Annotated in this window: 23 protein-coding genes, 1 pseudogene and 1 other annotated feature; of the genes and pseudogenes, 22 read left to right on the top strand and 2 right to left on the bottom strand. The window is 46.4% G+C overall.

Annotation, left to right across the window (positions count from 1 at the left end; all coding sequences use genetic code 11):
* The first annotated feature begins 278 nt into the window (after positions 1-278).
* The 12 genes from spoIIGA (at position 279) to HNR77_RS08135 (ending at position 11,595) form a co-directional block, all read left to right on the top strand.
* A complete protein-coding gene (spoIIGA, locus tag HNR77_RS08080) occupies positions 279-1,259 on the top strand; it encodes a sigma-E processing peptidase SpoIIGA (RefSeq protein WP_184182440.1) in 981 nt (326 codons plus the stop codon).
* Between the two features lie 11 nt (positions 1,260-1,270).
* Positions 1,271-1,993 (top strand): RNA polymerase sporulation sigma factor SigE, encoded by a 723-nt coding sequence (gene sigE / locus HNR77_RS08085; protein WP_110898502.1) that lies wholly within the window; start codon positions 1,271-1,273, stop codon positions 1,991-1,993.
* 111 nt (positions 1,994-2,104) lie between these two features.
* Entirely contained in the window at positions 2,105-2,887 is a 783-nt protein-coding gene (sigG, locus tag HNR77_RS08090; protein ID WP_110898501.1) for an RNA polymerase sporulation sigma factor SigG, read from the top strand.
* A gap of 225 nt (positions 2,888-3,112) precedes the next feature.
* Positions 3,113-3,505 carry a YlmC/YmxH family sporulation protein gene (locus HNR77_RS08095; RefSeq protein WP_240636762.1) on the top strand — a complete coding sequence of 131 codons (393 nt, stop codon included), beginning with the start codon at positions 3,113-3,115 and terminating at the stop codon, positions 3,503-3,505.
* A 58-nt stretch (positions 3,506-3,563) separates the two neighbouring features.
* Positions 3,564-4,460 carry a peptidoglycan editing factor PgeF gene (gene pgeF, locus HNR77_RS08100; protein ID WP_184182358.1) on the top strand — a complete coding sequence of 299 codons (897 nt, stop codon included), beginning with the start codon at positions 3,564-3,566 and terminating at the stop codon, positions 4,458-4,460.
* Between the two features lie 5 nt (positions 4,461-4,465).
* Positions 4,466-5,167, top strand: coding sequence for a YggS family pyridoxal phosphate-dependent enzyme (locus tag HNR77_RS08105; RefSeq protein WP_184182360.1), 702 nt, complete (start codon positions 4,466-4,468; stop codon positions 5,165-5,167).
* Entirely contained in the window at positions 5,158-5,625 is a 468-nt protein-coding gene (locus HNR77_RS08110; RefSeq protein WP_111271924.1) for a cell division protein SepF, read from the top strand. The genes HNR77_RS08105 and HNR77_RS08110 overlap by 10 nt, the downstream gene beginning before the upstream one ends.
* A 7-nt stretch (positions 5,626-5,632) precedes the next feature.
* Complete coding sequence (locus tag HNR77_RS08115) at positions 5,633-5,902, top strand: YggT family protein (RefSeq protein WP_184182362.1); 270 nt, start codon at positions 5,633-5,635, stop codon at positions 5,900-5,902.
* A 16-nt stretch (positions 5,903-5,918) separates the two neighbouring features.
* The gene (locus HNR77_RS08120) at positions 5,919-6,701 is read left to right on the top strand and encodes a YlmH family RNA-binding protein (protein ID WP_184182364.1); all 783 of its coding nucleotides are present in this window, start codon (positions 5,919-5,921) and stop codon (positions 6,699-6,701) included.
* 249 nt (positions 6,702-6,950) lie between these two features.
* Positions 6,951-7,460, top strand: a complete 510-nt coding sequence (locus tag HNR77_RS08125) for a DivIVA domain-containing protein (RefSeq protein ID WP_111271926.1) — start codon at positions 6,951-6,953, stop codon at positions 7,458-7,460.
* Between the two features lie 56 nt (positions 7,461-7,516).
* Positions 7,517-7,808: a binding site (T-box leader), on the top strand.
* 128 nt (positions 7,809-7,936) lie between these two features.
* The gene (ileS, locus tag HNR77_RS08130; RefSeq protein WP_184182365.1) at positions 7,937-11,035 is read left to right on the top strand and encodes an isoleucine--tRNA ligase; all 3,099 of its coding nucleotides are present in this window, start codon (positions 7,937-7,939) and stop codon (positions 11,033-11,035) included.
* 197 nt (positions 11,036-11,232) lie between these two features.
* A complete protein-coding gene (locus HNR77_RS08135) occupies positions 11,233-11,595 on the top strand; it encodes a DUF5665 domain-containing protein (protein ID WP_184182366.1) in 363 nt (120 codons plus the stop codon).
* On the opposite strand, the gene HNR77_RS08140 is transcribed toward HNR77_RS08135, so the two are convergent.
* Positions 11,592-12,320 carry a TraR/DksA C4-type zinc finger protein gene (locus HNR77_RS08140; RefSeq protein ID WP_184182367.1) on the bottom strand — a complete coding sequence of 243 codons (729 nt, stop codon included), beginning with the start codon at positions 12,318-12,320 and terminating at the stop codon, positions 11,592-11,594. The two genes, HNR77_RS08135 and HNR77_RS08140, sit on opposite strands and share 4 nt — an antisense overlap.
* 237 nt (positions 12,321-12,557) lie before the next feature.
* On the opposite strand from HNR77_RS08140, the gene lspA reads away from it, so the two are divergent.
* From lspA to HNR77_RS08155, 3 genes are all read left to right on the top strand, one after another.
* Entirely contained in the window at positions 12,558-13,052 is a 495-nt protein-coding gene (gene lspA / locus HNR77_RS08145) for a signal peptidase II (protein ID WP_090923795.1), read from the top strand.
* Positions 13,045-14,007, top strand: a complete 963-nt coding sequence (locus HNR77_RS08150; RefSeq protein ID WP_184182368.1) for an RluA family pseudouridine synthase — start codon at positions 13,045-13,047, stop codon at positions 14,005-14,007. The genes lspA and HNR77_RS08150 overlap by 8 nt, the downstream gene beginning before the upstream one ends.
* Before the next feature lie 112 nt (positions 14,008-14,119).
* Complete coding sequence (locus tag HNR77_RS08155; RefSeq protein WP_184182369.1) at positions 14,120-15,373, top strand: LL-diaminopimelate aminotransferase; 1,254 nt, start codon at positions 14,120-14,122, stop codon at positions 15,371-15,373.
* A 1,576-nt stretch (positions 15,374-16,949) separates the two neighbouring features.
* Here HNR77_RS08155 and HNR77_RS08160 read toward each other — a convergent pair.
* Positions 16,950-17,414, bottom strand: a complete 465-nt coding sequence (locus tag HNR77_RS08160) for a hypothetical protein (RefSeq protein WP_184182370.1) — start codon at positions 17,412-17,414, stop codon at positions 16,950-16,952.
* A 270-nt stretch (positions 17,415-17,684) separates the two neighbouring features.
* Here HNR77_RS08160 and HNR77_RS08165 point away from each other — a divergent pair.
* The 7 genes and pseudogenes from HNR77_RS08165 (at position 17,685) to HNR77_RS08200 (ending at position 24,300) form a co-directional block, all read left to right on the top strand.
* Positions 17,685-18,619: pseudogene (locus HNR77_RS08165) on the top strand (IS30 family transposase).
* A gap of 132 nt (positions 18,620-18,751) precedes the next feature.
* Positions 18,752-19,669, top strand: coding sequence for a decaprenyl-phosphate phosphoribosyltransferase (locus tag HNR77_RS08170; protein ID WP_184182371.1), 918 nt, complete (start codon positions 18,752-18,754; stop codon positions 19,667-19,669).
* Between the two features lie 18 nt (positions 19,670-19,687).
* The gene (locus HNR77_RS30225; protein ID WP_311768592.1) at positions 19,688-20,638 is read left to right on the top strand and encodes an HAD-IB family hydrolase; all 951 of its coding nucleotides are present in this window, start codon (positions 19,688-19,690) and stop codon (positions 20,636-20,638) included.
* Positions 20,625-20,945 carry a DMT family transporter gene (locus tag HNR77_RS08185; RefSeq protein WP_311768593.1) on the top strand — a complete coding sequence of 107 codons (321 nt, stop codon included), beginning with the start codon at positions 20,625-20,627 and terminating at the stop codon, positions 20,943-20,945. The genes HNR77_RS30225 and HNR77_RS08185 overlap by 14 nt, the downstream gene beginning before the upstream one ends.
* Before the next feature lie 31 nt (positions 20,946-20,976).
* Positions 20,977-22,302: a DUF6080 domain-containing protein gene (locus HNR77_RS08190; RefSeq protein ID WP_184182372.1), complete on the top strand. Its 1,326-nt coding sequence runs from the start codon at positions 20,977-20,979 to the stop codon at positions 22,300-22,302.
* A 523-nt stretch (positions 22,303-22,825) separates the two neighbouring features.
* Positions 22,826-23,389 carry a bifunctional pyr operon transcriptional regulator/uracil phosphoribosyltransferase PyrR gene (pyrR, locus tag HNR77_RS08195; protein WP_184182374.1) on the top strand — a complete coding sequence of 188 codons (564 nt, stop codon included), beginning with the start codon at positions 22,826-22,828 and terminating at the stop codon, positions 23,387-23,389.
* Entirely contained in the window at positions 23,389-24,300 is a 912-nt protein-coding gene (locus tag HNR77_RS08200; RefSeq protein WP_397366371.1) for an aspartate carbamoyltransferase catalytic subunit, read from the top strand. Before pyrR ends, HNR77_RS08200 begins: the two co-directional genes overlap by 1 nt.
* Positions 24,301-24,367 lie beyond the last annotated feature (67 nt).

Here is a 24,367-nt window from a genome sequence, read left to right on the forward strand (position 1 = left end):
AACATACAGGAATGAACAAATTCTGAACAAGTCGCCTGCGCATTCCGACAAAAAAAGTTGGAAACAAGCTCCCACATTTAGACAGACTTTGAACAGGAGGCTCCGTATACTTGAGAATATGCTCATGAAATATCGAGATGATTAAGCAGCTGAGTTGCTACAGATCGGATGTAGCTGAGTTCGTCTAATGGGTTGCATCTGCAGTCATTACAATCTGATGCATCTATGATCGTTGCAATCCTTCGTTTCGGTAGGTTCGATGCAGGCAGGTGAAGAGCGTGGTTGTGTATGTCGATCTGATTTTTTTGACCAATCTGATTATTGATGGAGCGCTCATTGGACTGACCGCCTGGATGCGCCAAACGAAGCTGGTCTGGTGGAGATGGCTGTTATCGGCCATTGTTGGCGCGTTATATGTGGTGATGATGTTTGTACCGCAGTTTGATTTTATGTTCACGTTTCTGATCAAGTTTGGTTTTTCTCTCGTTATGTTAAGTATTGCGTTTGGATATAAAGGGCTGCAGGCATTTACACGAACACTGGGCACATTCTACGTCATCAACTTTGTCGCGGCTGGAGGTATTCTGGGTGTGCATTACATGCTGCAGAGCTCGGGAGAGCTGTTCAATGGCATCTGGTTTACAGCCTCGGGCGGCATGTCATTTGATCTGAAGATTGCGTTCTGGTTCACATTCATTGTATTCTTCGCGGTCCTTTTATTATTCAAAATTGTGCAGAGTGCCAAACGAAAATCGGATCGGTTTTCCACCTACCTGGGTAAGGTCGAGGTCTGCATTGATGAGATAGTTGTGTCTTGTACAGGCCTTCTGGATACGGGCAATCAGCTTACCGATCCTTTGTCGCGCATGCCGGTGATGGTGATGGAGGTTGCATTGTGGCAGGAGTGGGTACCTGATTCCTGGAAGCACAGACTAAAGCAGGAATCACCGGATAAGCTCATTATGGAGCTGGATCAGGAGCAGTTTAAGTGGCAGGACCGCCTGCGGCTGGTTCCCTACCGGGGGATTAACAAAGGAACAGCCTTTATGCTGGCTATCAAACCGGACCGCGTAAGAGTGACGATGGAGGAAATGGCTTATGAGACAACCAAGGTTTTGATTGGACTGGATGGGGGCGTTTTATCGTCCGATGGAAAATATCAGGCCGTGATTCATCCTGAACTTGTGCAAGAAGCTGCTTCTGCGCAGTCTACGGCTCAATCCGCGGAAGCTACAGAAAAGCCGCTGAATGTGGTATAGGAGGAACCGACATGCTTGTGAAATGGAAACTGGCTGCTCAACTGAATTATTACCGCTTGTTATTCCTGTTTGGGCTGAAAAGTGAAGAGATTTATTACATCGGGGGAAGTGAAGCACTCCCGCCTCCACTGACACGGGAAGAAGAGGAGTATCTGCTGCAGAAGTTATCGTCTGGAGATGCGGCTATTCGTGCGATGCTGATCGAGCGTAATCTGCGTCTGGTGGTGTACATTGCACGCAAGTTCGAAAATACAGGCATTAACATCGAGGACCTGGTATCGATTGGTGCGATTGGCTTGATCAAGGCCGTAAATACATTTGATCCCGAAAAGAAAATCAAGCTCGCTACTTATGCTTCACGCTGTATCGAAAACGAAATATTGATGTACTTGCGGCGTAACAGTAAAATTCGTACCGAAGTTTCTTTTGACGAACCGCTGAATATTGATTGGGATGGAAACGAGCTTTTATTATCCGATGTGCTCGGTACCGAGAACGATACAATCTATCGAAATATTGAAGAACAGGTAGATCGCAAGCTGCTGCACAAGGCACTGGAGAAGCTGACGGATCGCGAGCGAATGATTATGGAGCTTCGTTTTGGCCTGACCGATGGCGAGGAGAAGACACAGAAAGATGTGGCCGATCTGCTTGGAATCTCCCAATCCTATATCTCTCGTTTGGAAAAAAGAATCATTAAAAGGCTTCGCAAAGAGTTTAACAAAATGGTCTAATCCGGTTAAAAAGCAAGAATGGGTATTACTGGCAAGGGTGCCAACTACGAATAAAAAAGCCTGCCCCGGAGATAATGTACATTAATGTTTCTCCTTGGGAGGTAAATCACGATGACCCGAAACAAAGTCGAGATTTGTGGGGTGGACACCGCAAAATTGCCTGTTCTCACCAATATTGAAATGCGGGAATTATTTCATTCCCTTCAACAGCACCATGATCGCTCAGCAAGAGAGAAATTGGTGAATGGTAACCTGCGTCTGGTACTCAGTGTCATTCAACGTTTTAACAATCGGGGGGAGTTTGTCGATGATCTGTTCCAGGTCGGCTGCATCGGCCTGATGAAAGCCATTGATAATTTTGATTTATCCCAGAATGTCAAATTTTCAACCTATGCGGTACCGATGATTATCGGTGAAATTCGCAGATATCTGCGTGACAATAACCCGATTCGAGTATCCCGTTCTTTGCGGGACATTGCCTATAAGGCACTTCAGGTTCGGGACAGCCTGACCAATAAAAATTCACGCGAACCGACGATATTTGAAATTTCCGAGGCGCTGAACGTGCCGAAAGAAGATGTTGTTTTTGCACTCGATGCAATTCAGGACCCGGTATCCCTGTTTGAACCGATCTACCACGACGGTGGGGACCCGATCTATGTGATGGATCAGATCAGTGATGACAAAAACAAAGATGTGTCCTGGATCGAGGAGATTGCTTTGCGCGAAGCGATGCACCGACTCGGCCAGCGGGAAAAGATGATTTTGTCGATGCGCTTCTTTGAAGGAAAAACGCAAATGGAAGTTGCAGATGAAATCGGGATATCACAGGCGCAGGTTTCAAGACTTGAAAAGTCAGCCATACAACAGATGCAGAAACATGTGAAGTCGTAGTGTGATCGTGTGAAATAGGTAAAAGGGCGATTGATCGGATAACAACTCCATTGATCGTCCTTTTTTTTTGTGCACAGCCACAGCAAAATTTGCAGCTGAAGCCACTGTCTCGTTTATGCTTTTGGAGCATGCAAGCGAAAAAACAGGACATTTTTCACCCAAAGGACATATATTAAATATAGATGGATGCAGAACGGGAGACGAGTGTTAAAGGGGGCGGAAGGAATGAGAGTGAATACGAATGAGCCGGCTTCGCGCGGTATGAAAATTTCCGATTTTCAGACGAAGGATGTTATTAATATCACGGATGGCAAACGACTTGGACAGATTAGCGATCTGGAACTGGACCTGCAGCAGGGCAGAATCGAGGCCATCGTTGTACCGGGGTATAGTCGTTTTATGGGGTTGTTTGGCGGGGGAACGGATCTCATCATTCCTTGGAGAAATATTGTGAAAATTGGTTCGGACGTCATTCTTGTGAAAATGGATGAGGTCAAAGAACAGACCTATGACGAGCGTGAGCGGGAAGCCCGGCTTTACGATGAGCAGCAGCAGAGCCGCACCGACCGTGCAGAACGGCTGGAACGCCTGAATCGGAGTCAGCGCAGAACGATATAAATCATAAGTGAGACAGAACTCTGCTCATTTGGTAAACTGGAAGTTGTGAGGTGAGAGAATGGAACCATTTGTATTGGACAAAAATGTATTGAAGGAAATAGCTGAGCAAACGTATCGTAATGATCAAGATCCACTTTTGTTATACATTCAACCTTGGCAATCGTTCGAACGGTTGACGGCCGGATTTACAACCAGACATGGTGGCGTTGGTGAAGCGCCTTACGCTTCGCTGAATTGTGCGTATCATGTCGGGGACGATGCTGAAACTGTATTGAGCAATCGTCGTCTTGTTACGGATAAACTGGCTTTTCCACTGGAGGCCTGGACTTGCGGAGAGCAGGTGCATGGCAAGCAAGTAGCTGTTATTACCGCTACAGAGCGCGGCAGAGGGCTGCTGGATCGTCAATCGGCCTTACAGGATACAGATGGCCTGGTGACCAATGTGCCAGGTGTGCTGCTGACTTCATTTTACGCTGACTGTGTTCCTCTGTATTTCTATGACCCTGTGAAACAGGCTGTAGGCCTTGCACATGCGGGATGGAAGGGCACGGTAGCAGGCATTGCTGTCTCTATGGTGGAAACGATGGAACGCGAGTATGGAAGCCGGAGAGAAGATATCCGGGCGGCTATCGGTCCATCGATCGGGGAATGCTGCTATGAAGTAGATGAGGCTGTGATGCAGCATGTCCGGGTTTGGCTCGATGAACCTCAGGGTAATGATGAATATGAGCGCTCTGTATCCAGAAGCGTATATACCCCTGCTGCAGACGGTAAAACGATGTTAAACTTGAAAGAATGTAATCGACACATTATGATGAAAGCAGGAATATTGCCGGATCATATCGAATGTACAACATGGTGTACAAGTTGTCATCCTGAGCTTTTTTTCTCTTATCGTAAGGAAAACGGGACTACAGGAAGAATGGCAAGCTGGATTGGGCTGGAAGAGAGGTGACCTCTGTGTCATTGGAGGAGCGTATACAACAAGTTAATCAGAAGATTGAAGATGCGTGCAAGCGCAGCAACCGTCAGCGTGAGCATGTGAATGTGATTGCGGTCACGAAATATGTCTCATTGCAAACGACAGGGTCTGTGCTTGAACATGGTCTTGAGCATATTGGAGAGAATCGCTGGCAGGATGCACAGGCAAAATGGGAAGCTTTCGGGCAGAAGGGCACCTGGCATTTTATCGGTCATCTGCAGACAAACAAAGTGAAGGACGTCATTGGCAAGTTTGCATACATACATTCACTGGATCGTTTGTCACTGGCCAAGGAACTGGATAAAAAAGCCGGCTTGCTCGGCCTGAAGGTAAACTCATTCATGCAGGTGAATATTTCGGGTGAAGAGAGCAAGTATGGCTTGCAGCCTGAACAGGCAAGTTCATTTTTGAAAGAAATTCAATCGTTGAACAACCTCAATGTCATCGGTCTGATGACGATGGCACCTCATGAGGAAGATCCAGAGATGACGCGTCCTGTATTTCGAGGGCTGCGTGAGCTGAGAGATGATCTGAATGGACAAGCGTTGACAGCACAGCCGCTGACGGAATTGTCAATGGGCATGTCCAACGATTTCGAAGTAGCCATTGAAGAAGGGGCAACCTGGGTGCGGCTTGGATCAATACTCGTAGGAAAAGAGGAGGGAACACGATGGGCGTAATGAATAAATTTATGAATTTCCTTGGACTTCAGGAAGAGGAAGAGATTGTGGAGCGTGAACGGCTTGCTGCACAGGAGGAACAAGAGCCAGAGCAGCAAGAAAATGAAACCTCTGCGTTAGATAAACGTAGAAACCAAAGGGGTAATAATGTGGTCAGCATTCATTCCCAGAAAAATGTTAAAGTTGTCCTGTATGAACCTCGTTCTTATGACGAAGCACAGGAGATCGCCGACCATCTTCGCTCGCATCGTACTGTTGTGGTCAATCTGCAGCGAATCCGTCAGGATCAGGCTTTGCGTGTCATTGATTTTCTGAGCGGCACGGTATACGCATTAGGTGGCGGTATATCTAAAATTGGCGGCAACATTTTTCTCTGTACGCCAGATACGGTTGAAATTCAGGGAACCATTACGGAAATACTGGCTGACAGCGAGCAAGATTATAACAGAATGAGGTGAGCCGCTTTTGTATCAAGTTGAAGTTATATTGTCAACGCTATATCAGATTTATTTTTACATGGTCATTGTCTACATATTGATGTCATGGCTTCCTAACGCGCGGGAAAGCTTCATCGGTGAATTGTTAGGCAAATTCGTGGAGCCGTATTTAAGTCCTTTCCGCCGGTTTATTCCGCCTTTGTTCGGCGTGCTGGATATTTCCCCGATCGTTGCGCTGCTTGTTCTTCGACTTGCGCTTGTAGGGTTAATTTCGGTACTTCGGTATTTTGTATACTAGGCTAATGGTGACATAGATGAGTAATGAAATTTACGAACATTTTAGCCATGATGAACGGGATTTTGTAGATAAAGCCTCCGACTGGATTGAGCGGGCGAGCAAGTATCATGATATGAAGCTCACCGACTTTCTTGATCCAAGACAGGTCTTTATTTTGCAATCCTTGGTTAATCGCAGTCAGGACGTTCAGGTTCGTCTGGATGGCGGATATGAGGCGGCTGAACGCAAACGAGCATTAATTGCACCGGATTATCGTTATCTCGATGAGGAAGATATGGGAATGCAGGTGCTCAGCATCACGTCAGATGACGCGAAGATTTCGGAACTGGAGCATGGGGACTACATGGGTTCCCTGCTCGGACTCGGGATGAAGCGTGGCAAGATCGGAGACATTCAAGTGCTGGAGGAAGGTTGCCACACAGTCGTGGCAGCGGAAACCGGCGCTTTTTTATCGCTTCAACTGAATCAGGTCCACCGGTTACATGTGTTCACAGAGCTGCTGCCGCTGGATCAGATGAAATGGTCTGAGACAAAATTGGACACCATAGATATTACCGTTGCTTCCTTGCGGCTTGATGGCATCTGTTCGGATGTGTATCGATTGAGCCGCAGCAAGGTGCTGGTTCCCATCAAGGCAGGGCGCTGCAAGGTGAACTGGAAAGTGGTGGAAGATCCTTCGAAACCGCTTAAGGCAGGAGATATCGTATCCATTCAAGGGTTTGGTCGTTTTAAGGTGCTGGAGCAGGAAGGAATGACCAAAAAGGGACGCTGCAGGGTGAAAATCGGGAAATTTGCTTGATCATGTTGCAGGAAAATCTGAATTCTTGTCGAAATGTTAAACGTAAAGGGTAAAAGGGTAAAAAAATACTTGGTGTTTCCGATATACATTAAAGTACATGTTGTCAATGGACCTCTGATAAGTCGAGGCAGGTCCTTCATTCCGTACCAGATGCCAGCTACAGGTGTCTTGCTACGGCTTCTTGGGTGGAACCCATGTGCTGCAAACCTTCTCTGGATTGGGAAGGAATTTTTACAGGAGGTGGACAGCATGCCATTAACGCCGCTGGACATACATAACAAGGAATTCTCCCGACGCTTGCGCGGGTATGACGAGGATGAAGTCAATGAATTTCTGGATCAAGTCATCAAAGACTACGAAGGCGTCATTCGCGAGAACAAGGAGCTGAGCAATCAGTTGCTGTCCGTTCAGGAAAAGCTGGATCATTTTGCTACGATTGAGGAAACGCTCAGCAAAACAATCATCATTGCACAGGAAGCTGCTGATGATGTGAAAAACAATGCGAAGAAAGAAGCGCAGCTCATCGTGAAGGAAGCAGAGAAAAATGCTGACCGAATCGTGAACGAAGCGCTTGGCAAGTCCCGCAAGATTGCTTTGGAAGTGGAAGAATTGAAAAAGCAGGCTTCGATCTATCGCGCACGTTTCCGCACGCTTGTAGAAGCTCAGCTTGAATTGCTGACTCAAGATGGCTGGGAAGCGCTGGAGAGCCGGGAACAGGAAGTAAAGGACCGTGAGCGGGAGATGAAAGAGATTTATTAGTCTGCCGCCCGGTTGACTTTTGCGGGCAAAGAAGCTATAACTATATCATATTGAATAGTGATTCCATGACGGGCTCAGTACGTTATGATTTCATCCCTCAGAGAGTTGGTGTCTGGTGCAAACCAACGGATGAGTTATAGCCGAATATCTTCCCGGAGAAGTGACGCTGAAGCGGTGTAAGCATGACCGTGTGTAAGCCGAACCGTAAGCCGTACGTTATAACGGTACCCTGCAGCATTATAGCGGGGCTTAAGCGCTGTTGATGACAGAGCATACTCAGAGGGATCTGAATGTGGTTTGTGATGAACAGAATTAGGGTGGTAACGCGAGCAGAACCTCGTCCCTTTCCAGGGATGAGGTTTTTTTGTGTTCTCAAACGGCGGTTGGAGCGGAAGGCAGGGAAAACCTGAAGAGGTTGAAGTGCTCATCGCGAGCAATCCAATATTGATTTAATAAGAGAAAGGAAGTTGAGCAGCATGCAGCGAGTTGACGTCAAAGAGAAAGCACGTGCGAGAGAATTACGCATGTTAAATAAATGGAAGACAGAGAACACCTTTAAACGTTCCATTGAAAATCGGGAGGGCAAGCCAAACTTTGTCTTCTATGAAGGCCCGCCTACAGCGAACGGTAAACCTCATATCGGGCACGTGCTCGGACGTGTAATCAAGGACTTTGTTGGTCGTTACAATACGATGAAGGGATACCGTGTCGTTCGTAAAGCTGGATGGGATACCCATGGTTTGCCGGTAGAGCTCGGAGTACAGAAAAAATTGGGTATCTCTCACAAGTGGGAGATCGAAGATTACGGTGTGGAGAAATTCATCAACGAATGTAAAGCGAGCGTATTTGAATACGAGCAGCAATGGCGCGACTTGACGGAAGGCATCGGTTACTGGACGGACATGGATAATCCATACATCACGCTCGATAACAACTACATCGAAAGTGTATGGAACATCCTTGCGACAATTCACGAAAAAGGGCTACTGTATCGCGGTCATCGCGTTAGTCCGTACTGTCCTTCCTGCCAGACAACGTTGAGCTCGCATGAAGTTGCACAAGGCTATAAGGATGTCAAAGACCTGAGTGCTACAGCCAAGTTCAAACTGCATGATAGCGGTGAGTTCGTGCTGGCCTGGACGACAACACCTTGGACACTGCCTTCTCACGTGGCACTTGCGGTCAACCCGGAGATGGATTATTCCCGTGTACGTCAAAACGATGAAGTATACATCATGGCAACCAATCTTGTAGAGAAGGTCATGAAGGACAGCAAAGGTGAATATGAGATCATTGGCACACTGAAGGGCGCCGATCTGGTTGGCAAAACCTACAGTCCGCCATTTAATTATGTTCAGGCAGAGAAAACAAATATCGTATTAGGTGCCTCCTTTGTAACGGATGCAAGCGGTACGGGTATCGTTCACATGGCTCCTGCACACGGTGAAGATGACTATCGTGTATGCCGCGAGAATGGCATCAGCTTTGTCAATATGGTTGATCTGGAAGGCAAATTTGTTCCACAAGTGACGGATTTTGCTGGCCGATTTGTGAAGGACTGCGACATCGACATCGTCAGATACTTGTCCGAAAATGGTCGCCTGTTCAGCAAGGAAAAATACGAGCACAGCTACCCATTCTGCTGGCGTTGTGATACACCGCTTCTGTACTATGCAATGGACAGCTGGTTTATCCAGACAACAGCGATCAAGGATCAGCTTATCGCCAATAACAGCGAAGTGGAATGGTATCCAGGGCATGTGCGTGAAGGCCGCTTCGGGAAGTTTCTGGAGGACCTCGTGGACTGGAACATCAGCCGTGACCGTTACTGGGGTACGCCGCTAAACATCTGGGTATGTGAAGAGACAGGGGAACAGTTTGCACCCCACAGCATTGCTGAGCTTCGCGCCCGTGCGATCGGAGAGGTGCCTGAAAATCTCGAGCTGCACAAGCCGTATGTGGATGAAGTGAAGGTGCTCAGCTCATGTGGCAAATATGAAATGAAACGTACGCCGGAAGTAATTGATGTCTGGTTCGACAGCGGCTCGATGCCGTTTGCACAGCAGCACTATCCTTTTGAAAATAAAGAAGTATTTGAACAGCAGTATCCGGCGGATATGATCTGTGAAGGCATCGACCAGACGCGCGGCTGGTTCTACAGCCTTCTCGCGGTGTCCACCCTTTTGACAGGCAAAGCACCTTACAAAGCCGTTATGGCAACAGGGCACGTACTGGACGAGAACGGCCAGAAGATGTCCAAATCCAAAGGCAACGTCATTGACCCATGGGAGGTTATCGAGGAATACGGTACGGATGCGTTCCGCTGGGCATTGCTGTCTGACAGCGCACCATGGAACAGCAAACGTTTCTCCAAAGGCATCGTTGGGGAAGCCAAATCCAAAATGGTCGATACATTGGTGAACACCCATGCATTCCTGACGCTGTATGCAACGATCGATGGATTCAATCCGCAGGAGCATCCGTTCCAGTTGTCTGCACACAAGCTGGACCGCTGGATTCTGTCGAGACTTAACAGTCTGATCCTTGTTGTGGAAAAAGCACTGGCTGTGAATGATTACCTGAATTCCTCCAAAGCTATTGAAGCGTTTGTAGATGAGCTGAGCAACTGGTACATTCGTCGTTCCCGTGACCGTTTCTGGGGAAGTGGTCTGACAGAGGATAAGCTGGATGCGTATCGTACCCTGACCGAAGTGCTGGTGACTACAGCGAAGCTGGTAGCGCCATTTACACCTATGCTGGCTGAAGATATCTATCTGAACTTGACGACGGGTGAGAGCGTGCATATGGACGATTACCCGACAGCTAATGAAGCCTTGATCGATGCAGCGCTGGAGCAGGATATGGAAACGGCTCGCCGCGTGGTAGAGCTGGCTCGTAACGTTCGTAATGAAACGGGCATTAAAACACGTCAGCCATTGTCCGAACTGATCGTTTCTTTGGATAAAGGCTTTGATCTGGCAAGTTATGAAGAGATCATCAAGGAAGAGATCAATGTCAAAGGAATCCGTACCGAGCATAATGATGCGGAATTCGTAGACTTTACACTCAAGCTGAACCTGAAGGTTGCGGGTAAAAAATACGGCAAAAACGTAGGTTTCCTGCAAAACCTGTTCAAAGGCATGACTGCGGATGAGACACGGAAAGTGGTAGCGGAAGGTGTATTTAATGTCGTTTCTCCAGAAGGAGAGGAGCTGCAGGTGACGAACGAGGAACTGCTGGTTGAGAAGCAGGCGAAGTCCGGGTTTGCATCGGCGTCAGGTTATGGTCTTACTGTTGCACTGAACACAGAAATCACGGAAGCACTTGAACAGGAAGGCTGGGTGCGTGAAGTCGTTCGAGCTGTTCAGGATACACGGAAACGACTCGATCTGCCGATTGAGAAAAGAGTACGTTTGACGCTGGATGTCGATGCGGATCTTCAAGCAGCGATTCAAGCATTTGACGAAGTTCTGCGCGAGAACGTACTTGTAACAGACGTGACCTTTGGTACGGCTGATGACATGGAACGTGTAGATGCCGGAGGCAAAGCGATCGGAATCTACATTGAAGCGTAGCCTGTAGAGTAGTTTATTAAGATTAGGATAACCTAGTTAAATCGTGAACCAACATAAATGAGCCGCAGCCAGGGAAGCGATTCCTGAAGCTGGGCTCGTTTGTTTTTTGCGTGAAAAGGAAATGATTAAATTGTGAACCTGGATCAAATGATTAAATAGTGAACTTGCATCAATATTATAAACGATTGGAGCGAAATATGAGCAAACAGGACCAGCCAGCCGCATCCACTCCAGCCGTCCCTAATTCGGAATCTGTGGATACGTCTCAAGACAAAATTGAAGAATTACATACATTAACGAGCCGGATCGCGAATGAACTGGAGCGTTCACGCATTGCACAGTATACAGAGCTGCTGAACCGACCATGGAAGCTCATCTGGTTAAATCTGTTGTCTGGAACGGCGAGAGGTGTTGGGATCGCCATTGGATTTACTTTTTTTGCAGCAACGATTATCTATGTGTTACAGGTTCTGGGTGCTTTAAACCTTCCAATTGTCGGAGATTACATCGCTGATATTGTGCGTATCGTGCAGCGTCAGCTGGATATGAATACGTATTAATTCTCCTCGGAGCCCGGTTCGAGCAGTCCTGACCCTTCACCATTTTCAAGGTACTTCCGATACTGCCGATTACGAACAATGGATACATCATGACCATAAATATCTGTTGCCACAAAGCTCTCGTATGCTTCAACAAAACCGTCCAGCTCTTCTGCAGCTTCAATAGCCATCACATCGTAACTGTCGATATCACCGCTTTCTGCCATTGCAGGAGTATTGGAGGTTCCCCAGCTCTCTACAATCTGCCAGGCATCTTCACCGTCGAAGCCGTTCTGATCCTCTCGTTCGTCCAGACTGGTACGTCCAAACGCCGGGGCAAGAAATTGTTCTTCCACAGGGCGGTTCTCGGAAACGACCGTTTCGGGTTGATGCTTTTTGCAGTATTTGGTGTACGGGACAGCTTCCATACGCTCATAAGGAATCGGCTGCTGGCAGACTGCACAGGTTCCGTAGTGACCTTCTTCCATCGCATGCAGGGCAGAATCAATGCGTTCAAGTTGAAACTCATCATGCTCAAGCAGGGAAATATCCTTCTCTCGTTCATATACCTCTGTAGCTAAATCGCCAGGATGATTATCGATTGGTGACAGTTCTCCGGTCTGAAGCTTTAGAGAATCCCCCAAGCCATAGTGTTCATTCTCGGACAATCGGTGTTCAATATCACGTTTATTGCTCATTAGCTGGGAACGCAGTGATTGCAGTTGCTTGGCTGTAAAATGTGACATGGCTTTCCCCTTTCTGGTTCGTTCGGAATCCGGTTGATGTCTCCAATCTAGGATGTGCCTTTTCAGGCGGGATTACAGAAGGCAAATGTTATCGCTATTTCCAAGGCTTTCTCCAAGGAATCTGAGGACCGGAGCGTTTGCCCGTCATGGACGATTTCTAAATAGCTGTGCTACAATAAATAAGTCTGGCGAATGCGTGTTATCGCTGGAAAAGACAAGAACGGAGTGACAACAAACGTGGTGTATTATATCCTAGCTTTTATCGTATTTTTAGTCGATCAGGGAACAAAGTACCTGATTGCTACCCGGATGGAGCTTAGAGAAGAGATTCCGGTCATTGGCAATTTTTTTGTCATCACTTCCCATCGTAATTCAGGTGCGGCGTTTGGCATTTTGCAGGACCAGCGCTGGTTCTTTATTGTGGTTACAATTATTGTGGTTGTCGCTTTGATCTGGTATTTGCAAAAGGTAAAAGATACACCGCACAAATTGCTGCCAGTAGCTCTTAGCCTGGTGCTTGGTGGAGCGATCGGCAACTTCCTTGACCGGGCTTTGACAGGGGAAGTTGTAGATTTTGTACAGCTTAATTTCGGAAGTTACACGTTTCCCATCTTCAACATTGCTGACTCGGCGATCTGTATCGGAGTAGCATTAATCATTGTGGAGACATTATTGGAAGGACGCCGTGAGAAAGCGGCTGCAAAGATTGAAGGGAATGAGCATCATGAGTAATGTGAATGAAGAACAGATTCATAACGAAGAAGAATTTAACGGTGAGGAACGTATGGAATGGACCGTTGCCGCTGAACATAAGAAAGAACGCGTGGACAAATACATTACCGATGCTTTAGAGGACGTATCCCGTTCACAGGTCCAGCTATGGATCGGAGACGGTGCGGTTACAGTAAACGGTGCTATTGTGAAAGCCAACGCCAAGCTGTCTGAAGGCGATCAGATTGTTCTGCAGATTCCTGAGCCGGCAGCTGTGGAGATTATTGCAGAGGATATCCCGCTCGAAGTGGTTTATGAAGACAGTGACCTCATTGTCATTAACAAACAGCGCGGACTTGTTGTGCACCCGGCACCAGGTCATACGTCAGGCACGCTTGTGAACGCTTTGATGTATCATTGCAAGGATCTGTCCGGCATTAACGGGGAGCTGCGTCCGGGAATTGTGCACCGGATTGACAAGGACACGTCAGGTTTGATTATGGCAGCCAAAAATGATCGTGCCCACGCTTCTCTGGCTGCACAGTTGAAAGAACATAGCGTAAACCGACGTTATATTGCGCTGGTGCATGGTCATCTGAGCCATGATCAAGGTACGATTGATGCACCAATTGGCCGTGACACGAATGATCGTAAAATGTATACCGTGACCGAGCGCAACAGCAAACATGCGGTGACTCATTTTACAGTGACGGAGCGCATTAACGATTACACTTTGCTGGAGTTAAAGCTCGAAACAGGACGTACCCACCAGATTCGGGTGCATATGAAATTTATCGGGCATCCGCTCGTGGGTGATCCGACATACGGACGCAACAAAGGGATCAAAATGAATGGACAGGCCTTGCATGCTGCAACGCTTGGCTTCGTACATCCTTCTACAGGGGAATACATGGAATTCAGCGCGCCGATCCCGCAGGATATGGAGGATGTACTGGCTTCGCTCAGAAGCCGCTGACGTTTGTAGAAAGTACAAATGTTCGGATATTTTGTCCATGGTGTTGTTTGCTCAAATCCTTCATATTAAGACATGAGAAATTTGCGTCACAATGAGGAGATGAATCGCATTTATGAGTATTGAACAATATCAAGAAACGTACATCCAAACTAATTTTGCCGACCGTATCGGCGGCTCCAACTATGGTAAAGACACTAACATCTATAAATTCGAGAAAATCAAACGTGCCAAAGCTTCTGCCAAAAAAGACTTCCCCGATGTCGAGCTGATCGACCTTGGGGTAGGTGAACCGGATGAAATGGCAGATGCAGGCATCGTTGCTGCACTTGCTGCAGAAGCGGCCAAGCCGGAGAACCGCGGATATGCCGATAACGGTATCCCTGAGTTCAAGGCAGCGGCAGCAGCCTACCTGAAAAACGTATTTAACGTGGATGGAATTGATGCGGATACGGAGATTGTTCACTCCATCGGCTCCAAGCCCGCTTTGGCGATGCTGCCTTCCTGCTTCATCAACCCGGGAGACGTAACCATTATGACGGTTCCTGGTTACCCGGTAATGGGTACGCATACCAAATATCTCGGTGGAGAAGTGTTTAACGTTCAATTGACGAAAGAAAACAACTTCTTGCCTGACCTGACAGCTATTCCCGAAGATATTGCTAAACGTGCAAAATTGCTTTATTTGAACTATCCAAATAACCCGACGGGTGCAAGTGCAACAGTGGAATTCTTCACAGAGGTAGTTGAATGGGCGAAAAAATACAATGTTGTTGTTGTGCACGATGCTCCATATGCAGCATTGACGTATGATGGCAAAAAGCCATTCAGCTTCCTTTCTGTACCGGGTGCCAAGGATGTAGGGGTGGAATTGCACTCCCTCTCCAAATCGTACAACATGACAGGCTGGAGAATTGGCTTCGTAGCAGGTAACCCTCTCGTTGTCAAAGCATTCAGTGATGTGAAGGACAACAACGATTCCGGTCAATTTATCGCGATCCAGAAGGCAGCGGCTTACGGATTGAATCATCCGGAAATTACGGAGAAAATTGCAGAGAAGTATTCCCGTCGTCACGATATGCTGGTTGCAGCACTCAACGAGCTAGGGTTTCAGGCGGAAAAACCAAAAGGTTCTTTCTTCCTTTATGTTGAAGCACCAAAAGGTGTTGTCGGTGGACGTCGCTTCGAGTCAGGAGAAGACTTCTCCCAATTCCTGATTCGTGAGAAGCTGATTTCATCTGTACCTTGGGATGATGCAGGTAACTTTGTTCGTTTCTCCGTGACGTTCATTGCGAGTGGCGAAGAAGAAGAGAAACGTGTTATTGCAGAAATCAAACGTCGTCTGAGTGACGTGCAATTCGAATTTTAATTCGAGCGTTCATGTCTACCTATATTCACAAATACAGAGGTTCTCCAGCGGCTAATGTCATTAAGTTTAGCTCAAAGACAAGAGCGGAAATAAAAATGGAATCCGAAACGGCACAGGAAAAGCCCTGTGCCGTTTGTTTTATTGGTCCAAGCAAGGAAAAAGTGTACAGCAAACAAAGAGAGGGGAGATCCGCTAAAAAAATATTCATGTGAAACGAATTAAGCTACTCTGTAGACGAAGCTAACAACTGATTTTCAGCGCAGCGGATTTTGTTGTGTTCTTCAGCCCTGGACCAATTAGCAAAATGTTTTTGTGAATCAGTGCTTTAATATCGGGAGGGGGCATCATTTCTTAAGCGCAGGAAATGCCTAAACACGTAAACGACAACCGTGAAGATGAGAGATCTGTAATGACGGTTTCATAAGAGCCGTTAGAAACCCGAGGGTAAAACAACTTCTCATACAAATCCCAAAAAAAAAATGATGTTAAAGAGGATAATTTGTGAATTTATGTATTATTCTTGATCTCTTTGGTTTGTTTTTAGTGAGTGTCAGATAAACGTCACGATCAAACGCTCCGTTAGAGGGAAAATGAAAGCCCGAAAGAATACCATTCGATTTCAAATCCTTACACGTATGAAATAGTTCTATCCTTTGCGCTTGATATGCGCGAAATTGTTGTAGCTTTCATACCCTCAATTGGCAATAACAATGGTTTTGCTCTTGGTCGGGGAACGATCGACCATCGTAGCCAGTGTCCTACCCTCGTTGCACAACCTTCCTGGCTGAACTAGGGCATTCACGTGCACAAGTCATAGGCTGCGTTCAAATGCAGAAGGTAATAGTCTTTCGTGTTCGGTTGACTATGAAAATTCGCAAAGTACGTTGCGATATGCAAATCCGAACCGTCAACGGCAAGTAATTGATACCCTCCGTAATTCTTGATATCTTTATAGGACTCTGTAAATGCAGACGGCAGTATTGTATTCTCCTGTCCAACAAAAATAGAAGTGGTTGCGTGTTCACGTCATATCCTTGTAATTCCAAGGTTCGTTATACAGGCTGTTGCCCGCATTGAATCAGGAGTGGCATACCCTTTCAAAGGGCAGCTTTTTTCGGGTAAAATCTTTTTCTGGTTTATTCACATAAGGTGGTGCGGCAGCCATTTCTAGTATGAAATGCTAGCGTTTCTTTTAGCGAATTTGCATACTCATTCATTGGCGTAACATCCTCGTTATTTCAAGTGCCTTCCCCACACACTTCCATCTACTTGTCGAGTCCTTTTTTCGTACTAGAACAAGAGCGGGCTATTTTTTCGATAGCCTGCTCTTGTTCTTGATTTTACACTGCATCTTATCTTTATGACATTATGCAACGGAAGCCTCTTTTTGAGGTGTGAACATGTGACCCTACCAAAAATAGCTGAGAAAGAAGGATCTGGTTCAATCGATGTCCAAACACGGAAAATGCCCGAAGGAGACCTCCTTTGGGCATTTAAAAGACAATTGAACCATCCTAATTCAAAATATCCTCACATGAGGGTCAGATTAGATCAGCAAGGGTTCTTTAAATCCTTATTAAAGCTCATCCTTCGTGGTTGCCATTTTAACAGACAGCAATCCTGACATGGTCCCACCGTTTTTAGTGCTGATGCTTACATAATGATCACCAGTAGCCCAAGGCTTTTCTGCATATCTAGTCTCAAATTTACCTGGAGCAACAGTAAATAACATTTTTTCCGTTCCAGTTAGTGTACTCTGCGTAACTCGGACAGTCAGCGTTTCGGTTGATGTATTTTCAACCCAAACTTTCACCCATCCGTAATTCGCTTTGATATTGAATTTTTTGTTAAAGCTAGTTCCGGAAATTGGAGCGTTTGCAATTGAGTTTTCGTTATCAATCGCGTAAGGAGTAACGATGTCCAGGTTCGGATTAGTGCTTCGAGCTGCCTGAGCTTCGTTTAAAGCTAACAAAGGCGATACGCTCAGGATTGTTACGGTAGCCAGAGTCGCTGTCATTAAAAATTTCATTTTACGGTTCACTTGTTTTCCTCCTAGAATGAATATTAGAAATATGTTATTCGGGCTTACAACTAGTAATATACAACCAACTAAGACACAAGTCAACTAGTATTTTCCAATTAATTGTTTTTATATATTTTGTTGAATTTATTAGAAGAAGGATTGTAATATGAAGTGCGACACCTACTGGAAATAAATAAAAAGGGCCCATGGCCGGATTCGTGTAGAATGAAGTCACCACAACAACCATTCACACAAAGAGAATCCACCATGAGCTAAACACATCTTAGCATAATCGAACGCAGCAAGCTAGAAATCCTCCACCAGCTAGGCAAGAGCTCACGAGCCATTGCAAAGGAACTGGGCAGACATCCTTCGACCATTTGTCGTGAATTAGCGCGTACAGCTTCATCCGAATTCTACGAAGCAGAACAAGCCCAGAATACGTATCTGGAACGTCGCAAAGCTTCGATATCCACCGACAAATGGTCCGTTGCCTTAGCTGCCTCGCTCGAGGACAAGCTGAGGGCCACATGGTCTCCGGAACAGATTACCGAACGTTTCCGTGTCGAGGGTCTGCCTGAAGTCTCCTTCAAAACCATCTATCGCTGGATCTACGCAGGACGTTTGGTTCAGGGCACATTACGAGTCTTACGTCACAAAGGGAAGCGTCAGAAACCCGCAGAAACTCGCGGTAAATTCGCCATTGGCAGAACCATTTCAGATCGTCCGAAAGAAGTCCGTTCCCGCGAACATTTGGGCACTGGGAACTGGATACCGTCGTGTCAGGTCGTGGGAAAAGAAAGGCTGCGTAGCCACACTCATTGAACGTAAAACGCGTCTGTATACGGCTATTCTCATGCCTGATCGTACCGCATTGTCCATGGAGATCGCGCTTGGTGTAGCCATCTCACAGTACCCCACAGGGACTTTCCTCACGGCTACAGTTGACCGAGGCAAGGAGTTTGCTGGCTATGCCAATACTGGAAACGACCCATGGCCTGCACGTTTATTTTGCTGACCCGCATTCATCCTGGCAACGCGGTTCCAACGAAAATGGGAATGGGTTACTTCGAGAGTTCAACCCCAAGGGCACCGATTTTGCTCAAGTGGAGGACGAAGATCTCGCTCATTCTCTGGATTTAATCAATAAAAGACCCCGAAAATGCTTGGGGTGGAGAACAGCTCACGAATCCTTTTCAGAGGCACTGTCGCACTTGACTTGACAATCCGTCATTACAAAAATAATTGTAAATGTGAATTTTATAAATGTGACTTTACAAAATTATACATGTAACATATGATTAGAATTTGACGTTTATTTTAAGTAGAGTTGTTTTTGAAAGGAGTTAAGAACATTGCCATTTACTCATTCTGATACTAGTACAACTGCACGCTCTCCTTATTCCAGTAGCAGAGTTATTGGGATGTTAAAGATTTTGAGACCCAAACAGTGGACTAAAAATCTGCTGTTATTTGCTGCGTTACTATTCTCTTTTGAGGAGATTCGGACTGAAACCATTCTTGCGACTTTGCTTGGTTTTTTTCTTTTTAGCCTCGTTGCAGGTTGTGTTTATATTTTGAATGACTTTGTAGACCGGGAAAGGGATCAGCAGCATCCGGTTAAAAAGTATCGTCCCATTGCTTCTGGGCAGGTGAATCCGACTCATGCTTTGTTGTTTGGAATCATACTGTTGATCCTTTCCGTAGGAACAGCTTTTGTGGTGAACCCGCTATTCGGCGTGTTGTGTATCGTCTATTTCCTGTTGAATGTGTCGTACTCATTTGTTCTGAAGCATCTCGTTATCTTGGATATGATGACTATTGCAGCGGGTTTTGTACTTCGTGCTATTGCGGGTGGTGTGCTGATTCGTGTACCTTTCACACCGTGGTTTTTGATCTGTACAATGCTGTTGTCGTTATTTCTGGCCATTGGCAAACGGAGAAATGAACTTACCTTGCTTGAAGGGAACACAGGATCACATCGTAAAGTTTTGGATAACTATTCGATTACCTTGTTGGACCAATTCAATACGATTGTGACGACAGCTACGATTATCAGCTACTCCCTGTTCACATTCACTTCAGATCGAACCATTCACCTGATGTGGACAATTCCACTGGTCATTTATGGCATGTTCCGTTACCTGTATCTGATCCATATGAAGAACCAGGGAGGTTCGCCTGATCGTGTGCTGTTTGAGGACAAGCCCATATTAATTACGGTTATTTTGTATGTGATAAGTGTTGTTACAATCTTTGCAATCTTTGAATAAAGGCTGAGGGGGATCAGGGTGAAAAGCACGAAAGTTGCGATCTTTGATATTGATAAAACGATTATACGCAGTGATTCCATGTTTCAATTTGTACATTATGGTGTTCGTCGTTACCCGTGGCAGGTATGGAGATTGCCCGTTATTGCATTACATACGGTTTTATTCAAAGCGGGATTCATGACGGTTGAACGAGTCAAGCGCTCCTACTTTCAAGAAATTGAGCGCATGTCTGAGAAAGATCTGGAACATTTCTTTGATACTCGCTTGCGTACGTCCATTTTTGCTGAGGCCAGTGTGGAGATGCAGCATCGCAAGGAAGCAGGCTACCATGTCTTGCTGGTCACCGCGTCTCCGCATGCCTATATGAAATACTTTAAAAACTTTCCCTGGGTGGATCATGTAATTGGGACTGAACTGGTCCGTCATGCAAATGGTTACACGTGCAGAATTGAAGGCAGTAATTGCAAAGGGGAGGAGAAGGTACGCCGAATTCAGGCTTATCTGAGTGAGAAGAACATGATAATTGACTATGATCAGTCATGTTCCTACTCGGACTCGTTATCCGATCTTCCAGTCATGCAGCTTGTGAGTCAACGCTACTTTATTAACAACAGTGTTCCAGACATGGAGGCATTAACGTGGGGGGAAAAAAAATCTCGTCATACCGGTAAATGGTTGATGCTCATCTCCGCTTTACTGACAGCAACGGGTCAATTGTTCTGGAAATGGGGACTAACCGAGTGGATCTACCTGGGTGTTGGTTTTCTGTGTTATGGACTAGGAGCGATTTTGATGATTAAAGCTTTTGCTCTGGAAAAACTCTCTGTTGCTTATCCTCTGATGTGTGCAAGTTACGTATTTGCCTTAATCTATGGATATTTCTTGCTTGGGGAAGCAATTACGGTGCAGAAGCTGGCAGCAGTCATGTTGCTTGGAATCGGGGTGACATTAACTAGTGTTGATCGATAGCTGGATGGTTGCCGTATTAATTGTCATGACGTTGTGTGGTGCACTGGGTGGGGCCGGACTGAAAGCTTATGCATCTAGTCGCAATCGTCTGCATGTGCTCATGGGACTCGGATTCTACGGAACGGGTGCGTTGCTGAACATTGTGTTGTTGAAGTTTCTCCCATTAACCGTTGTACTGCCTGCGAACGCATTAGCATATGTCTGGACTCTTATCATAGCGCGGCTGATATTTAAGGAGATGGTGGGTCCTTTACGCTGGATAGGTGTGGCATGTATTATGGGTGGCCTACTGTTACTAGTATTTTAGAACTTAATTAATCAGGATGTGAAATGAAAGCATGAACTTTTTAGATTACTTATTTTATAATCGCAGAGCCAACTGGACAGCCTTTTTTCTGTTTGCGGGATTTGCTCTGTTCTATGGTTTAATGAACGGCTCGTATGTTCTGTACATTGAAAATAATGCAGAGATGCTTGGGGCGTATACTCCGTTTAATACGACGCTGTTTCCGATCAATTTATTCAACTTTGATCCCTCAATGTATTACGGCGACAACAGTTCTTCCGTTATTCATCCACTCATTTCCTTTCTCGCAGTCGCCCTTGCGGCTATAGCGAAGCTGCTGGGAGGCAACTGGTTCTTTCTAATTTTGCAATCGTTGATCAATGCGGGTTCGGTGGTGCTGGCGTATCTGTTCCTGAGTCAAAAAGAAAACAAACCGACGATCACACCGCTGCTGTTCGCCTTACTGTTTGGTTTCAGTTCCTACTTGATGTACACCGCGTTGATTCCGGACTCGTATCCGTATGTACAGTTCGTTATTCTGCTCTCTGTAGTTTACATGCAGTATACTCGTGAGCGTCAGGACGTACGATATGTACCTAATGCATTGCTTGCGTCGATTAACTTCGGACTAACATCGACCAATATCGTACCGTTTGCTGCTGCCACATTCTTCAATATGCATGCATGGCGCAATAAGGCGAATTTGAAAAAATACATCGGCATCATGGCACTGGCGGTTCTGATTATTGCCGTATTAACAGGTGTTCAATATGTTGCATTTGGAGGTCGCAGCTGGGTTAGTAACTGGCTGTTGGGTATTCAAAATGGCGGGACCAGTTACGCAACGCCATTCCAGTTAGCGGTTCACTGGAAAGCATTGAACATGTTAACCATCAATCCGATGCTGACACCGAAGATGCATTTGCTGGACCCTGGCATGGCAGCCTTTGTAACGGATCTGTCTCGTTCCAATCCAATCTACGTGCAGATTACAGGTATCTTTATTTTACTGCTGGCACTCATGGGCTTCATTAAGGCCATTCGTGAACGTGAAGTGTGGACCCTTGTGCCGTATATTCTGTTTGCCTTTTTGCTTCATGTTGTTGTGGGCTTCGGTCTGGCTGTGTTTCAATACGATATGTACCTGTATGCGGGACATTATCTGTTTGCGTTCTTCCTGTTGGGTGGAGGTTTAATCATCCGTATTCGTCCGGGCTTGGGCAAAAATGCGCTATTCGTTCTGCTTATGTTATCTGTGCTTATTACGGCTGGTAATAATATATATCGTCATATCGAGACCTTATCTACGATAAAGCAGTCCTATGAACAACTGGAGCAGGATCGTATGTTCCTTCAAGATTCAGACTCCGTCCATTAAAAGTATTCTTAACCCTTTGCCGCATCTGTGGATGCAGGTAGAGGGTTATTTTGGCTATATCGAATTTCTCATTTGTCTATGGATAAATATACAGGTTTGATGTATAATTATAAACGACGAATGACATGTGACGTGACATGGATGTTTTTCGGCCCAAATGCTGATTCTAATCATAGATAAAGCAGAGGATATGCACCTGAGATGGTGAGGTGTTGACAGAGAGTTGTCTTTCTGTCATAATTCATGAAGACAAACGGGCATAATGAGATAGAACTCTGTGAGGTTCCTCATATGCACGACATGAATAGCACCTTTAAATCAGTCCCGTGAGACTGGCAAGGTAACGTGAATGATACATCGTTTATTTGCTGCGGCAGATAAGAGATGCATCCCGAGAGTAAACGTTCTTCAGCGACGTCTGAAGTTTGGAGACTCCTTGCCAATAAACACGGCAAGGAGTCTTTTTTGTTCTCCTCGTCACGGGGCCATGGTTTCGAAGGAACATCCTGAGGAGGCTGAACGCATGAGCACAGAAACACATGTCATTATGGATGAAACGGCGATCCGCCGAGCACTGACAAGGATTGCCCACGAAATACTGGAGAAGAACAAAGGTATCGACGATTGCGTACTGGTTGGAATCCGCACACGCGGAGTGTACCTGGCCGAACGAATCGCCGCCAAGATTGAAGAGATTGAAGGAGCTAAAGTTCCATGGGGCGAACTGGATGTAACCCCTTATCGCGATGACCGTCTGGATAACAATCAGGCGAGCCGCAAGGAGCTGTTGATTATGACACCTGAATCCCTTTCCATCCACAACAAGAAAGTAATCTTGTTCGATGATGTGCTGTACACCGGACGTACGATTCGGGCTGCGATGGATGCGCTGATGGACTGCGGGAGACCCCAGAACATACAGCTGGCTGTACTCGCAGACCGCGGACACCGGGAGCTTCCGATCAGACCTGATTTTATCGGCAAAAACGTGCCGACCTCCAAATCAGAAGAGATCGAGGTTGCGCTGATGGAAACGGATGGACAGGACGAAGTCAAAATCATTCAGAACCGGGGGGAGCAGGCATGATGATTACACAGACAGCGTTGAAAGACCGAAGCTTGCTTGGACTTAAGGACATTAGCCGTGAAGAGATTGAATCCATTCTGAATCGTGCAGCCCACTGGGAAGCCCAGCAAGAAAAGCTGGTTCCTATTCTGGAATCTCGCTTTGTAGCCAACATGTTCTTTGAGAACAGCACGCGTACCCGCTTCTCCTTCGAGATGGCCGAGAAACGTCTGGGAGCTCAAGTGCTGAACTTTACGGCAGCTGCATCCAGTGTGGAAAAGGGAGAATCGATCTACGATACGGTTCGCACACTGGAATCGATGGGCATTGATGCGGGCGTTATTCGCCTGAAACCGGCTGGTGTGCTGCAGCAGCTGGCTCAGAAAGTGAACGTGCCACTTGTGAATGCGGGAGACGGGAACAATGAGCATCCAACGCAGGCACTGCTTGATCTCTATACGATGCGGAAAACCTTCGGTGAACTGAAAGGCTTGCGAGTGTCGATCATCGGAGATATTTTGCACAGCCGGGTCGCGCGCTCCAATCTGTGGGCATTGCAAAAGTTTGGTGCAGATGTGCGCTTCTGTGCACCACCAACGATGCAAGCTCCCGAGCTTGCACAGCACGCACCTTATGTGGCTCTTGAGGAAGCGCTGGATGCTGATGTAGTCATGATGCTCCGGGTTCAACTTGAACGTCACCAGCATGGACTGATCACTTCAGCTGAGGATTATCGTGAACACTATGGATTGACGGAAGAACGGGCATCCCGCCTGAAGCCAAGCACGATTATTATGCACCCTGCTCCTGTAAACCGTAACGTCGAGGTAGATGATGCGGTTGTGGAGAGCGAAGCTTCACGAATTTTCCCGCAGATGGCTAACGGAGTTCCGATCCGCATGGCGGTTATGGAACGTGCGATGAAGCTGTAACAGGGTCTGAACGAAATTCATAGGCTGGCGAGACGATGTTTTTGCAGAACAATAAACAGAGTAGACG

The organism is Paenibacillus sp. JGP012, assembly GCF_014203995.1.
In the GTDB taxonomy this organism is placed as follows: domain Bacteria; phylum Bacillota; class Bacilli; order Paenibacillales; family Paenibacillaceae; genus Paenibacillus; species Paenibacillus silvae.

Excerpts from the sequence above, each read along its gene's own strand:
- sigE (WP_110898502.1), top strand. The coding sequence starts at position 1,271 with ATGCTTGTGAAATGGAAACTGGCTGCTCAACTGAATTATTACCGCTTG.
- sigG (WP_110898501.1), top strand. The coding sequence starts at position 2,105 with ATGACCCGAAACAAAGTCGAGATTTGTGGGGTGGACACCGCAAAATTG.
- HNR77_RS08095 (WP_240636762.1), top strand. The coding sequence starts at position 3,113 with ATGAGAGTGAATACGAATGAGCCGGCTTCGCGCGGTATGAAAATTTCC.
- pgeF (WP_184182358.1), top strand. The coding sequence starts at position 3,564 with ATGGAACCATTTGTATTGGACAAAAATGTATTGAAGGAAATAGCTGAG.
- HNR77_RS08110 (WP_111271924.1), top strand. The coding sequence starts at position 5,158 with ATGGGCGTAATGAATAAATTTATGAATTTCCTTGGACTTCAGGAAGAG.
- HNR77_RS08120 (WP_184182364.1), top strand. The coding sequence starts at position 5,919 with ATGAGTAATGAAATTTACGAACATTTTAGCCATGATGAACGGGATTTT.
- HNR77_RS08125 (WP_111271926.1), top strand. The coding sequence starts at position 6,951 with ATGCCATTAACGCCGCTGGACATACATAACAAGGAATTCTCCCGACGC.
- ileS (WP_184182365.1), top strand. The coding sequence starts at position 7,937 with ATGCAGCGAGTTGACGTCAAAGAGAAAGCACGTGCGAGAGAATTACGC.
- HNR77_RS08135 (WP_184182366.1), top strand. The coding sequence starts at position 11,233 with ATGAGCAAACAGGACCAGCCAGCCGCATCCACTCCAGCCGTCCCTAAT.
- HNR77_RS08140 (WP_184182367.1), bottom strand. The coding sequence starts at position 12,320 with ATGTCACATTTTACAGCCAAGCAACTGCAATCACTGCGTTCCCAGCTA.
- HNR77_RS08150 (WP_184182368.1), top strand. The coding sequence starts at position 13,045 with ATGAGTAATGTGAATGAAGAACAGATTCATAACGAAGAAGAATTTAAC.
- HNR77_RS08155 (WP_184182369.1), top strand. The coding sequence starts at position 14,120 with ATGAGTATTGAACAATATCAAGAAACGTACATCCAAACTAATTTTGCC.
- HNR77_RS08190 (WP_184182372.1), top strand. The coding sequence starts at position 20,977 with ATGAACTTTTTAGATTACTTATTTTATAATCGCAGAGCCAACTGGACA.
- pyrR (WP_184182374.1), top strand. The coding sequence starts at position 22,826 with ATGAGCACAGAAACACATGTCATTATGGATGAAACGGCGATCCGCCGA.
- HNR77_RS08200 (WP_397366371.1), top strand. The coding sequence starts at position 23,389 with ATGATTACACAGACAGCGTTGAAAGACCGAAGCTTGCTTGGACTTAAG.